Source organism: Paraburkholderia sp., assembly GCF_034668105.1.
Classification (GTDB): Bacteria; Pseudomonadota; Gammaproteobacteria; order Burkholderiales; family Burkholderiaceae; genus Paraburkholderia.
In genome coordinates, this window is record NZ_JAXDPY010000346.1 from 1 (window position 1) to 12892 (window position 12892).

The following is a 12892-nucleotide window of genomic DNA, read 5'->3' on the forward strand; positions in this document are numbered from 1 at the left end:
CGCCAGATCGTGGCCGACGAAGATCGCCGTTTGCTCGAGCAATGTGGCTTTGTCGATGCGCGCACGCGCGGACTCTTCCTGATCGCGCGGCTTGGCGGTGCGTCGGTTCTCTGCCTGTTGACCATGCTCGGGGCAGGAGCGTATCTGAGCGGTCCGCGCTACGTGGGGCTCGTGGTCGGCGCGCTGATTGTCGGCTTCATGCTGCCGAAGATGGTGCTGTCGCGGCGGGCGGCGGCGCGCCGCCACGGCGTGGTCGACGAACTGCCGATGCTGGTCGATCTGCTGCGGCTGCTGCAAGGTGTCGGCCTGTCGCTCGACCAGAGTTTGCAGGTCATGGTGAACGATTTTCGCGGCGTGCTGCCGGTGCTGTCGAGCGAGCTGGAAATTGCGCAACGCCAGTTCGCGACAGGCCGCACGCGTGAGCAATCGCTGAACCGGCTGGCTTCCAGCTATAGCAATGAAGACCTGCGGGCGGTGGTGCGCCTGCTGATCCAGGTGGACCGCCACGGCGGCGCGGTGCAGGAACCGCTCAAGCAGTTTGGCGACCGGCTGCGCGAAACGCGGCGCGCGGCACTGCGCGAACGGATCGGCCGGCTCACCGTAAAAATGACGGGCGTGATGATTCTGACGCTGCTGCCGGCGTTGATGATCGTGACCGCGGGGCCGGGCGTGCTGTCGGTTTTGCACTCGCTCGAATCGGCGCGGCGATGAGGACTGGACGATGAAATACCACCTGACAGCGAATCAAGGATTGCACTGCCGGCAAGGCGCGCGGTGGGCGCTGACGCTGGCCGTCATCGCGTTGCTCGGCGCGTGTGCGTCGAAACAAACGGGTTATGGCGTCGGGCCGCAGGCGGAGCGTCAGGCCATGATTCAGCAGGCCAACCGCGATCCCGCGCCGGATACGCCAGGCATGTATCTCGGGCTCATCGACAAGATGCAATCGCAGGGTCTGTACTACGCGTCGCTCGCGCATATCGACGCCTACGAAAAGCAATATGGCGTGACGCCCGACACGGTCCTGTTGCGCGCGGATGCGCTGCGCATGACCGATCAGCCGGCCGCCGCGAGCGATGCCTACGCGAAGCTATTGCCAACGCCGCTGGCGGCGCGCGGCTATTGGGGCATCGGCCTGCTCGCGGGGGAGCAGGGCGATTTCGGCCGCGCCGCGCAGGAATTGCAGCAGGCCGTGCAGCTCACGCCGACCGACGCGGGCATGCTGTCCGATCTCGGTTATGCACGATTGCGCGGCGGCGATGTGGCAGGCGCGCGCGTGCCGCTGATGAAGGCGGCGGAACTGGATCAGCAAAGCCGCAAGATCGCGAGCAACGTCATCTTGCTGATGCTGGTGGACGGCCATGTAGCGGACGCGAAAACGGCGATGGCTCAACTGGACCTTTCATCCGACGTGCGAGCCGCGATCGGCAAGCAGGCTGAAGCGGTCGGCAAGGCGGTTCGCGAACGGCGCATGGCGCAGACGCTGGCGCAGGCCGCGATCACACCGTCGGCGGCAACGATGACAAATGGCCCGTCGCGTCCCGACCTGGCGCGTAGTAACACGGCGCTGGCGGACGGACCGCAGGGACGCCTGCTCGATCGCTTATCCCTCAGCAGGTAGCAAGTGATATTTCCATGGATACGACGATGAACGATGTTCGGATAACTGAAGATACCGTACGCGGTGTGCATGCCGGTATCGATGCGCGACGATCGGCAACCAAAGCGCACGGGGAGAATGCGGTGAAGCTGATATACGTCACGCTGGTCAGCGCGATGTTGCTGGCCGGTAGCGATATGGCATCCGCTCAGCAATCGGCTCAACAATCGGCTCAGCAATCGGCTCAGCAATCGGCTCAGCAGTCGGCTCAACAATCGGCTCAACAATCGGCTCAACAGTCCGCTCAACAGTCCGCTCAAGCCCCCGTCCAGCAAATCGGCGACGCGACAAGCGCATGGTTGCAGCTTCAACGAAGCGGAGCAGAAGGGAGCGAACCCCAGCCCATGCTGGGTGCCGAGGCGACGGCGGCTTACCGGCGCTATCTGGAGTCGTTCAATAGCAAGATTCCACCGTTCTTTGCCTCCTCGCTGCAGTCCCAGCAGGGCGGCGGTCCGGGTGGCGGAGCCAATTGACATGAGCGTCGGCAAGATCAGGCGACGCTCGCGGCGACTGTCGCTGGCGCGTTCGCGCGGCGTCATCAGCGTGATCGGCGCGATTTTCGCGGCGGCGCTGGTGGTTGCGGCGCTGGGCGCGCTGGACGTCGGCAACGTTTTCCTCGCCCGTCGGACCTTGCAGCGCACCGCCGACCTCGCCGCGATTGCCGGCGCGCAGACGATCAACGCGCCGTCTGCCGGCGCGCAAGCGGGCGATACGCCGGGATGCACGGCGGCGAAAGCCGCTGCCGCTGCCAGTGTGGCTTCCAATGCAGTTGCCACTACGCCCACGGTGGTGTGCGGCCGCTGGGATCCCACGATGACCGCGGCAGCGCCGTACTTTGCAAGCTCGGTCGCAGCGAACCTTGCGCAGAATGCCGTGCAGGTCACGGTGTCCAGAGACGTGCCGACATTATTCGTCGGAAAGGCGCGCAATCTGCAGGCGACGGCGATCGCCAAGTCCACCAATGTCGCGTCCTTTTCGCTAGCGACCCAGGCGGCGCAATTGCAGGGCGGGGTGCTCAATGCATTGCTGAATCAGACGCTGGGTACATCGGTCAATCTGCAGATAGGCGACTACACCAGTATCCTGGGCGGTCAGATCAAGCTGCTCGACCTGGCGAAGCAACTCAACGTGCAGGGCGATATCAGTGTGGCCTCGGTCAGCGCCTTGCTCGGTGCCACTGTAGGCGTGGCTGATCTGCTCAAGGCCACGGCGGCCGTCCTGTCCCAAGGCACGGTGGCTAACGTGTCGGCCGGTACCGCCCTTGGGACGATCGCTGGGAGCATACCCGGCTCACCGACGGTCGCCATCAGCAACATTCTGGGCGTGACGCTCGCCAATCCGGACGGTGCGGCGTCGGCGTATGTGAATGCACTCGATCTGCTGACGACCGTGGCGCTGGCGAACGGCACGTCGCAGATCGATTTGACTGCGGCTTTTACGGGGAGCGCGGGCGCGTTGTCGCCGGGTATCAATCTGCTGCCGTCGCTGAAGGGGACCAGGGTCAAGCTGATCGTGGGCACGCCTCCCCAAATCGTGATCGGCGAGTCTGGCCAGGATGTCAATGGAAATTGGCGAACGCAGGCTCATACGGCCGATATCGCGCTGTTCGCCGACCTGTACGTGAGTGTGATACCGCCGGCGTTGTCGTCGATTCTCGGCTCTCCGTTGACGTTCGAATTGCCGCTTTACGTAGAGGGATTTCAGGCGACGGCGCCGTTGCAGTCGATCCAATGCGGCTCGACTCCGGATCTGACCAATATGAACATCGCAGTGTCGCCCGGTATTGCGCACGCCATTATCAGCAATGACGTGAAGACCTTGATGGCGAGTACCTCCACGCAGGACTATCTGAACTATATGCATGGTCCTACGTATCAGCAGCCTGCGAATGTCCTGACGTTCTCGTTGAGTTCGATACCGTTGGCGAAGCATCTGCTGGATCTGCTGGCGGCGCTGGGTGTTTCTCTTCCGAATATCTCTCTGGCGATTGGCAGCGCGCCGAATAGTAGCGGCACGCCGACCCAGAAGTTTTCATTGAGCGTGCAGTCGCCCGGCCAGCAAACGTTGAGCTTTACCGGTGTGGGGAGCCTCAACACGTTCAATCCTCAGACGGGGCAAGCCAACTCGAATCAGGTCGGCGCGCAGGCAGGTGACCTGCTGGCGCAATTGATTGCGGCGCTTTCGCCGCGGTCGGCGGCGTTATATGCAACCGTGGGTAATCAGTCTTATCCGTTATCGGCCTTTAGCCTGGGCGACGCGCTGCAGACGCTGCTCACCCAGACGCTGGGCTCATGGGGAGGTGCCGTGGGAGCGGCCTTGAACGCGTTGATCACGCCGGTGTTGACGCCCCTTTCGACCGCGCTTGGCGGTCTCACGACCACGCTGTTGCAGCCGCTGCTGACGGCGCTCGATACCCTCATTGTGCCGTTGCTGCAATTGCTTGGTGTGCAAATCGGTATCGCCACTGTTCATGCTGTCTCGCTGCAATGCGGCGAAGCTCAATTGGTTCAATGACATCCAATGAGAACGACCACCAAAATCGACGAACTCGATATCTACGTCTGGGAGGGCAAGGCCGACATCGTCGACCGGGTCGCGCGCTGCATGGCGAGCTTCGACGTCGAAGTGATCCGCGCGGACGATATGGCGATCTCGCCTGAGCGGACCGCGCTGCGGCCATCGCTTGCGATCATCAGCGTCTCGGTGATCGACAGCGGCGCGCTGCTCATGCGCGACTGGCAGGCCGCGCACGGCATCCCCGTCGTGTGGGTCGGCGCCGCGCCGCGCGAGCACGACCCGGCGACTTACCCGTCCGACTATTCGCACATCCTGCCACTCGACTTCACCTGCGCCGAATTGCGCGGCATGGTCATGAAGCTGGTGTTGCAACTGCGCGCGCACAGTGCCAAGACGCACGAGTCGGACGCGATGATCGCCAACTCGGAGTGCATGCAGGCGCTGCTGCACGAAGTCGACACGTTTGCCGACTGCGACACGAGCGTGCTCGTGCATGGCGAAACCGGCGTCGGCAAGGAGCGCATTGCGCAACTGCTGCACGAAAAACATACGCGCTACGGCCAGGGACCGTTCGTCGCGGTGAACTGCGGCGCGATTCCGGACGGCCTGTTCGAATCCCTGTTCTTCGGCCACTCGAAAGGCTCGTTCACCGGCGCGGTGGTGGCGCACAAGGGCTACTTCGAGCAGGCCGACGGCGGCACGCTGTTTCTCGACGAAATCGGCGATCTGCCGCTCTACCAGCAGGTCAAGCTGCTGCGCGTGCTGGAAGGCAGCGCGGTCACGCGAATCGGCTCGGCGACGCCCGTGAAGCTGGATTTCCGGCTGGTGGCGGCGACCAACAAGCATCTGCCGCAACTGGTGAAGGAGGGCACTTTCCGCGCCGATCTTTACTATCGGCTTGCCGTGATCGAGTTGAAGATTCCGTCACTGGAAGAGCGGGGCGCTGTCGACAAGATTGCGATCTTCAAGGCGTTCATTGCGCAGATCGTCGGCAGCGAGCGGCTCGCGGGATTGCCGGACCTGCCGTACTGGCTTGCCGATGCGGTGGCCGACACCTACTTCCCCGGCAATGTGCGCGAACTGCGCAACCTGGCCGAGCGGATCGGCGTGACCGTGCGGCAGATTGGCGCATGGGACGCGGTGCGTCTGCAGCGGCTGCTGGCGCTGGCGCGCACCAGCCAGCCGGTGCCGGCCGAAAGCGCGGCCGAGGTGCTGGTGGATCGGAGCAAATGGGACATGGCCGAGCGCAACCGCGTGCTGGCCGCGCTCGACGCAAACGGTTGGCGCCGCCAGGATACGGCGCTCTATCTGGGCATCAGCCGGAAGGTTTTGTGGGAGAAGATGCGCAAGTATCAAATTTTCGACGAAGAGCCCGAAACACGCGAAAGTGAGTAATAATGAGATGGTTGTGCTAAAACAAAAACTGTTCAAGCAGGATTTACATGGACCGAAAGTCGAAACTACGGCGGATTGCCTTGGCTGCAATCGTCGCGATGGGGGCCGTTCAGAGCGTGAATGCGCAGACTCTGCCGGATAGCGGGTCGAGCGCTGGCGTCGTTTCCCAGCCGGGCACGACGACGGCTTTGCCGGCCAATACAGTGGCTGGACAGACTGGACAGGCGCAGACGAGCGCATTGACGCCGGACGAAGCGAAGCAGTCTGCTGCGGGCAATGTTGCGGAATTGCAGCAGATGATCCACGGTTCGGATCTGAGCGAATTGCGCACGACGTACAACGGCAGTTACGGTGCGAGCTTGCTGTTTTACGGCAAGGAGATGACGTATTACGTCGCGTTGTTCCAGCAGAAGAATTTCTGGCGCGTCATCAAGACGCAGGACGCTGCGCGAGCCGACATGATCTACAAGGATTTTGTGCGGCAGACGCTGCAGCTATCGGACGTTGAGATTCGCCGTACGCAGTTGGAAGCGCAGAAGGCGTTTACGGACCGGATGATTGCATTGTCGCAGGACCGGGCCAACCGCTTGCAGGCTGATCTGGATGTTGCGCATCAGCAGCAGACGATTGTTGCGAATCAGCAGCAGCAGACCCGTGCCGAGGCAACGGCCCTGGCGCAGCAGAAGGCTGCCGCTCAGGACCAACTGCGCGCTGCGCAACGCCAGGTCCGCGACCTGCAACGCCAACTGGAAACCGGCTTGCCGTCGCACTGAGCGCGATAGCCGGAAGACTGGAAGATGGGAGGGCGAAGCGGCTCTGAAGCGTCGCCCGACCGATTGAATGAACGAGTCGACGTAATAACGCTGATCAACTAACTATGCCGGCGGCACAAGCCCGGCAGTCAAAGCCCGCGGCACAAGGGGCATCGCAGTACAAAATCCAGCCACACAAGCCTCGCGGTACAAAACGCTTCGGCATAAAGCGCTGCGGCATAAAGCGCTGCGACATAAACTCCTGGAGCGCAAAGCCGGCAGCGCAAAGCCGGCAGCGCAAAGCCGGCAGCGCAAACCGCGGCAATGCAAACCGCGGCAATGCAAACCGCGGTGATGCAAACCAGGGCAATACAAACCCGGCAATACACAGTCCGGAAGTACGACGTTTGTCGGAAATGACTTTACTGATGAGGGGAGTGGCGCTGCTATGCGCCCACTGGTTTCCCTTGCTTACTGGTCCGCGACGCACGTAGTGCGGAGTGGGAGCTGATGAGTGCGTTGTCACTAAGGCTGAAAGTGCGAGGGCCCGGATTCCAGATGCACCACTACCGTGACTGTGCGGGGGACCCGCTTAGGGGTTAGCGGTTTGAGCTGCTTTCTTTTGCCTACTTTTCTTTGCAGCAGGCAAAGAAAAGTAGGTGCCTGCCCCGCACAGGGGCGACGCTAATATACCGATAAGAAAACAAGGAAAGGCCAACGCCATATTCATACGGCGCAAAAAAAAAGCACGACGAGGCAAAAAAACTTCAGCCGCGAATTTAATGCTGCTTCTTCCCTGCTGAAGGTTCCGTTTCGGGTGGTGAGTGGGAGGGTTCAGTCATGTCGACGGCGATGGGATCACTGGCGGGAAAGCTTTCTTCGAGGGCTTCATCGAGCCTACTTTCCGCGGACTGAGCGGACTGCTCGCCCCCAGCAACCTTCGCCGCATCCCCACCTTGATGCACCTGTTGCTTCTGCTTAACCATGACATGCTCCATTAGAAGAAGAAAGCCAACAATTCAGCATAGCGCAAAGCCCGGCACCCCGAGAATCAGCCGACCGGCTTGAACTCTCGAAAAATTAAAACCAACCCGCATGAAATCGTTCTCCGAGTATCGCCAGAAAAATAACGAGCATGCACCGACATGGACCCAAAACCCCCTGCCTGCGCGCAGCGCTTCACTGCCTCTCACGTAGTGGAAGCCGAACTGGAACATCTGGATTGGGCGACACGGCAACCGGCGCTACGCATGCTGGACGCCGTGTACTGGCGGCGCCGCGTGCTGGCGGTCAAATGCGGATTCGAACTGACGGACTTGCAGGGAATGCGACTGGAGAAGATTTTGCAGCGACTCGGCCACCCGTCGGAGTAGCCGGCCGTTGCCGCGGCGGCTTATTCGTTGCCGCCGCCGGTACCGCTGGTACCGCCGTTACCACCATGATTGCCACCGCCATGGTTGCCACCGTCGCCACCACCCGTGCCAAACAGACGCCGACGGCGCGTGACCACCACCGGACCGTCCGACGTGCTGCTGCTACGATCGGACGCAGGGCGATCCGACGACGGCGTGCCATACGGCTCGCGCGGTTCGCGCGGCTCACGATGGTCGCGCGGTTCGCGCGAACCGTGCGGGCCCCGCGTGGTGTGCTCGCCGTGCGAAGGCCGCCCGGCGCGCGGCGCCGGACGTGTGCCGGTGTCGAGCTGGATCGTCGAGATCGCGCGCTTGTAGATGCCTTGCAGGCCGACAGGCGTGCGCAGCATCACCAGATACTGATCGAACGACTCGATGCACCCTGTCAGGCGGATACCGTTGACAAGATAGATCTCGACGCGCTTTCGTTCTTTGCGCGCAGCGTTCATGAAGTCGTTTTGCGGATGCGATTCTGCGGAAGCCATGGACAATTCAGGTTAGGTAGACGGTGGTTCGCCGCGATTCTACCCTGTGTGGGGCGGAAAGCGTCGGCGGCCGAACTGCGTCCACTATAACGGCTTGCGCGGACATAAGCATCTGATAACTATTGACTGTAACGTTGAGTTACGAATCTGCGAACGAATCGCGCTTTCTTCAGCCACGTTCGGGTGTTCCCGGCGCCGATGGCGGAAAAAGAAAGCGCATATCGCCGCCGTCCATGGAATAAATCCGTGCCTGCCCACGTTAAGTCAGACATGGCAACGCTGCATCCCGCACGCAGCCAATCGGCTCTCCCGGTTCGCATGATCGGCCGGGCGTTCATCAGGAGACTCACCATGAAAGTATCCCGCCTTCTTTCCGCCGTCTTCGTGCTGCTGGCGCTCGCGCTAGGCTCGTTCGCAGTGAGCGGCTGCACCTCCGGGACCGACAGCGGCGCGTCGAGCACCAGCGGCGGCGGCAGCAGCGGCGGCGGCTACTGAGCGTTGCCACGCCGGGTGAATTTCGAAGCGGAAGTCATTTCGTGGCTGCCGCAGTTGCGCCGCTATGCGCGCGCACTGACGGGTGACCGCGCCTGGGCCGACGATCTCGTGCAGGATACGGCGGAGCGCGCGCTCGCGCGTTGGGCGGCGTTTCGTCCGAACAGCAACCTGCGTGCGTGGCTCCTGACGATCCTCCGGCATCTCTACATCGATCAGTTGCGCGGCCGCCGCGAGATCGCCGTCGACGAGGAAAGCGCGCCGTGGCGCAATCTCGAAGCGCCGCACGGCGAGGTCGACGGTCTGATGCTGCGCGATCTTCAGCGGGCGCTGTATTGTCTGCCGGTCGAGCAACGGGAAGTACTGCTGCTCGTTTGCGTGGAGGAGTTGTCTTATCAGGAAACGTCGAAGGCGCTCGGCGTGCCGATCGGCACGGTGATGTCGCGGCTGTCGCGCGCGCGCGAACACATGCGCGTGCTGATGACGGAGGGGCCGGTCGAAGGGGGCGCCGGGGGACTGGCGCGTAAAGTGCCGCCGCTGAAAGTAGTGAGAAATCCGTGATGAATAACGACCACGATGCCAGCTTGCCTGAGGGGCTCGATCTGCGAGTGCTGTCGGCGTTCGTCGACGGCGAGTTGCCGCCCGCGGAGCGCGCCGCGGTCGAGGCGCAACTGCCACAGCAGCCGCAGGCTGCCGCCAGAGTGGCCGCGTGGCGCGCACAGAAAGCGGGGCTGCAGGCGCTGTGCGGCGCGCCACAGCGCAACGAGCGCAATGAACGCGGCGGCCGCGCCGGCCAGGGCGACGACGATGAACCAGCCTTCATCGTGGTGCGGCGGCCGGCGCCGTCGTGGCAACGCATGGGCCTCGCGGCGTGCTGGCTTGCGCTCGGCGCGGGCCTCGCGCTTGCGTTGGGGCCGCTCGCACCGCGCCTGACGGGCGGCGCGTGGAACGGTCTGAGCGGCCGGCCGCCGAGCTTTGCCGAACGCGCCGACATCGCCTACGCGGTGTACACGCCCGAGCAGCGTCATCCCGTGGAAGTCGCCGCGAGCGAGGAAGAGCATCTGATCAACTGGCTGTCGAAGCGCCTGAACCGGCCGCTGTCGGTGCCGTCGTTGCAGGAATATGGTTACTCGCTGGTGGGAGGGCGTCTGTTGCCCGGCGAAGCGGGGCCGGCCGCGCAGTTCATGTACGAAAATCGCAGCGGCGCGCGCCTCACGCTGTACATCACTGGTATTTCGCGCGACGAAACCGCGTTCCGCCTGTTCCGCGACGGCAACCGCCGCACGTTCTACTGGGTGAGCGACCGCATGGGTTACGCGTTGTCCGGGCCGATTGCGGAAGGCAAGCTGCGCTCGATTGCGGTCGACGTGTGCAGCGCGCTCGGCGGTAAACCGGAGACGTGGCAGGAGCACTAACGGCACGCGAAGTATGGCGGGCACCGAAAACCTGATACGCAGCTCGCCTGCCGCCACAGAGGAGCCACTTTGACACGCAGCTTGCCGCCGAAAGTTTCCGCCGCCGATTTCGACCACGCGCTCGCCGGCTGGCGCGCGATTGTCGGTGAGCCGCAGGTGGTGACGTCGGCCGCTGGGCTCGCTGCGTACCTGGATCCGTTCGCGCCCGGCGAGCGCGCAGCGTTCTCCGCGTCCGCCGCGCTGCTGCCCGCTTCCGTCGACGAGATTCGCGCGGTGTTGCGGATTGCCAATCAATTCCGGATTCCGTTGTGGACCGTCTCGACCGGACGCAACTTCGCGTATGGCGGGGCCGCGCCGCGGCTGTCGGGTTCAGTGGTGCTCGATCTGCAACGGATGAACCGCATCATCGAAGTGAATGAGACGCTCGCTTACGCGCTGGTCGAACCGGGCGTCAGTTACTTCGATCTGTACGCGCATCTGCGCGAGAAAGGCTACAAGCTGTGGGTCGATCCGCCCGCGGCGGGGTGGGGCAGCGTGATGGGCAATACGCTCGAGCGTGGCTTTGGCTATACGGCGTACGGCGATCATGCGGCGACGCAGTGCGGCATGGAAGTGGTGCTCGCCAATGGCGACGTGCTGCGCACTGGAATGGGCGGCATCGAAATCGGCACCGCGTGGCAGCTCTATCAGCCGGGTTACGGGCCTTCGTTCGATGCAATGTTCATGCAGTCGAACTACGGCATCGTCACCAAGCTCGGCGTGTGGTTGATGCCTGCGCCGCCGGCCTATCTGCTGGGCGAAATCCAGTTTCAGCATGAAGAGGATCTCGAAACGATCGTCGATATCCTGCGGCCGTTGCGGCTCGATGAAACGATCCGCAATAACGCGGTGATCGAAGGCGGTTTGCGCCGCGCCGCGGGATTGTCGGCACGTCGGCAGTGGTACGAAGGCAAGGGCGCGATGCCTGAGAACGCGGTGGCGGCCATGCTCGACAAGCTGAACGTGGGCCGCTGGAATCTACATTTCGCGCTATACGGGACCCCTGAACTGATCGACGCACGCTATGCGATCGTGCAGCGCGCTTTCGCTCGCGTGCCGAAGGCGACACTGTCGGCGGCTCGTTATGCGGGCGATGCGCAACCCACCGCCGGCGGCGACCGCAACCTGGCCGGCATCCCGGCGATGAGCGCGTTTCGCATGCTCGACTGGCGCGGCGGCGCGGGCGCGCATGTGGACTTCGCGCCGCTGTGCCCGGCGACCGGCCGCGACGCGCTACGCCAATACACCATGGTGAAGACGCGCGCGGCGGAATACGGGTTCGATTACTACGGCGGTTTTACGGCGGGCGTGCGTCATCTGCATCACATCTTCGCGGCGATCTTCGACCGTGACGACGCCAATCAGGTCGAGCAGGCCGGCTCCTTACTCCGTTCGCTGATGAGCGATGCGCGTGCAGCGGGTTATGGTGAATATCGCGCGCATCTCGCGTATATGGATTTCGCCGCGGCGCAGTACAGTTTCAACGACGGCGCGTTGCTGCGGCTCTCGGAAACGATCAAGGACGCGCTCGACCCGAACGGTATTCTCGCGCCGGGCAAGCAGGGGATCTGGCCGGCGGCGTGGCGCGACCGGCGAGGTTATACGTGAGGACGCGTGGCCCGGATGGCGCGACCGGCGAGGTCATACGTGAGGACGCGTGAACCGGATGCCGCGAACGGCGCGCATCATCTCTATCTATCTGACGTGATGAACTCATGGACCGACGCACTTTCGTGATAACCGGCGCATGGCTTTCGACCGCCGCAGGTGGGGCGTGGCCGTGGCTCGCGCAGGCAGCCGCTCGCCGCGATACGCTCGCCGTGATCGACTCCACGCTGGCGAGCGGCCCGGCATTTTCCGACTACGTCGCCAGCATGAAGCTGCCAGCCTTCGAAACCGGCGACGACATCGGCGTGCTCTGGTACGGCACGCTTGCGCCGCGTCTCAGCCGGACGACGCCCGCCCAGACGCCAGCGTCGCTGATCGGCCTTACCCGCGTATCCGATTACTTCGTGCTCAGAGAGCTGGCCACACGCGTAGGCCGCATGATCGAGCACAGCCACGAGCAGGGCGCGGGACCGGGCGCGCAGCTCGCGCATGTCGCCTTCGCGCTGACGCCGCGCCGTGTCCGCTAGAACCTGTAATCCTTATTCTTTGGATCGAAGGTCGAGTCGTCGAAGGTTTTCGGCGTGATGGTTTCGAAGACGATCTTCTCGAAGATCTTGCCGTCGTTGTCATAAGACTCGACGGTGCGGAAATACGGATGCCGCAGATCCAGCCCGAGCGTTTCTTTCTTCGCGTAGAACTGCGGCTGGCCGGTCGGCGTTTCGAAGGTGAAGGTGACGACGCGCACCCCGTCGATCGTTTGCACTGCCACCTGGGTCGAGCGCGGCAAGCCGGCTTTGATATATTTCCTGCCTTCGGAAAGGTACTGATTGGCAATGTACTCGGTACCGAGATCGCGCAACTGGTGGTTCGATTGCGCGCGGGCGAGGGCGCCGTTCAGCGAGGTCCACAGCGGCATCACATTCATGATGCCGCCGAGGTGGCCATACATTTCGTCGGTGCGCTTGGTTTCGTCGTAGATGATTTCCTGACCGGCATGCGCGCCATCGGGCAGCCACTTCACGTAGATCCGCAGCGGGTTGTGGGTGATGCGCCCCAGCATATGATCGGGCTGGTCGGGCCACTGGCCGTGAATGCGTTCCGAGCGGGCCATGGTGAACTC

The 12892-nt window shown here is 63.2% G+C and carries 15 protein-coding genes; 12 read left to right on the forward strand and 3 right to left on the reverse strand.

Annotated features, from left to right (window positions below; translation table 11 throughout):
* The 6 genes from QOC89_RS15645 to QOC89_RS15670 form a co-directional block, all read left to right on the forward strand.
* Positions 1-711, forward strand: a 711-nt coding sequence (locus QOC89_RS15645) for a type II secretion system F family protein (RefSeq protein ID WP_323045838.1), incomplete at its 5' end; no start/stop codon positions are given.
* Between the two features lie 10 nt (positions 712-721).
* The gene (locus tag QOC89_RS15650) at positions 722-1618 is read left to right on the forward strand and encodes a pilus assembly protein (protein ID WP_323045839.1); all 897 of its coding nucleotides are present in this window, start codon (positions 722-724) and stop codon (positions 1616-1618) included.
* A 14-nt stretch (positions 1619-1632) separates the two neighbouring features.
* Positions 1633-2130 (forward strand): DUF3613 domain-containing protein, encoded by a 498-nt coding sequence (locus tag QOC89_RS15655; protein ID WP_323045840.1) that lies wholly within the window; start codon positions 1633-1635, stop codon positions 2128-2130.
* A gap of 1 nt (position 2131) precedes the next feature.
* A complete protein-coding gene (locus QOC89_RS15660) occupies positions 2132-4171 on the forward strand; it encodes a TadG family pilus assembly protein (protein WP_323045841.1) in 2040 nt (679 codons plus the stop codon).
* Positions 4172-4177: 6 nt separating this feature from the next.
* Positions 4178-5569: a sigma-54 dependent transcriptional regulator gene (locus tag QOC89_RS15665; RefSeq protein WP_323045842.1), complete on the forward strand. Its 1392-nt coding sequence runs from the start codon at positions 4178-4180 to the stop codon at positions 5567-5569.
* Between the two features lie 47 nt (positions 5570-5616).
* The gene (locus tag QOC89_RS15670) at positions 5617-6342 is read left to right on the forward strand and encodes a DUF2968 domain-containing protein (RefSeq protein WP_323045843.1); all 726 of its coding nucleotides are present in this window, start codon (positions 5617-5619) and stop codon (positions 6340-6342) included.
* A gap of 758 nt (positions 6343-7100) precedes the next feature.
* Here the strand turns inward: QOC89_RS15670 and QOC89_RS15675 are convergent.
* Positions 7101-7307: a hypothetical protein gene (locus tag QOC89_RS15675; RefSeq protein WP_323045844.1), complete on the reverse strand. Its 207-nt coding sequence runs from the start codon at positions 7305-7307 to the stop codon at positions 7101-7103.
* 159 nt (positions 7308-7466) lie between these two features.
* On the opposite strand from QOC89_RS15675, the gene QOC89_RS15680 reads away from it, so the two are divergent.
* Positions 7467-7694, forward strand: coding sequence for a hypothetical protein (locus tag QOC89_RS15680; protein WP_323045845.1), 228 nt, complete (start codon positions 7467-7469; stop codon positions 7692-7694).
* A gap of 20 nt (positions 7695-7714) precedes the next feature.
* Here the strand turns inward: QOC89_RS15680 and hfq are convergent, their stop codons facing one another.
* Positions 7715-8218: an RNA chaperone Hfq gene (hfq, locus tag QOC89_RS15685; protein ID WP_323045846.1), complete on the reverse strand. Its 504-nt coding sequence runs from the start codon at positions 8216-8218 to the stop codon at positions 7715-7717.
* Positions 8219-8569: 351 nt separating this feature from the next.
* Between hfq and QOC89_RS15690 the strand changes: the two genes are divergently transcribed.
* The 5 genes from QOC89_RS15690 (at position 8570) to QOC89_RS15710 (ending at position 12299) form a co-directional block, all read left to right on the forward strand.
* Complete coding sequence (locus tag QOC89_RS15690) at positions 8570-8713, forward strand: hypothetical protein (protein WP_323045847.1); 144 nt, start codon at positions 8570-8572, stop codon at positions 8711-8713.
* Positions 8714-8728: 15 nt separating this feature from the next.
* Positions 8729-9271, forward strand: a complete 543-nt coding sequence (locus tag QOC89_RS15695) for an RNA polymerase sigma factor (RefSeq protein ID WP_323045848.1) — start codon at positions 8729-8731, stop codon at positions 9269-9271.
* Complete coding sequence (locus QOC89_RS15700) at positions 9271-10125, forward strand: anti-sigma factor (protein WP_323045849.1); 855 nt, start codon at positions 9271-9273, stop codon at positions 10123-10125. The genes QOC89_RS15695 and QOC89_RS15700 overlap by 1 nt, the downstream gene beginning before the upstream one ends.
* Positions 10126-10194: 69 nt before the next feature.
* Positions 10195-11772, forward strand: a complete 1578-nt coding sequence (locus QOC89_RS15705; protein ID WP_323045850.1) for an FAD-binding oxidoreductase — start codon at positions 10195-10197, stop codon at positions 11770-11772.
* A 107-nt stretch (positions 11773-11879) separates the two neighbouring features.
* The gene (locus tag QOC89_RS15710; RefSeq protein WP_323045851.1) at positions 11880-12299 is read left to right on the forward strand and encodes a hypothetical protein; all 420 of its coding nucleotides are present in this window, start codon (positions 11880-11882) and stop codon (positions 12297-12299) included.
* Here the strand turns inward: QOC89_RS15710 and QOC89_RS15715 are convergent.
* On the reverse strand, positions 12296-12892 hold a 597-nt coding region (locus QOC89_RS15715), incomplete at its 5' end, for a DUF1571 domain-containing protein (protein ID WP_323045852.1). The two genes, QOC89_RS15710 and QOC89_RS15715, sit on opposite strands and share 4 nt — an antisense overlap.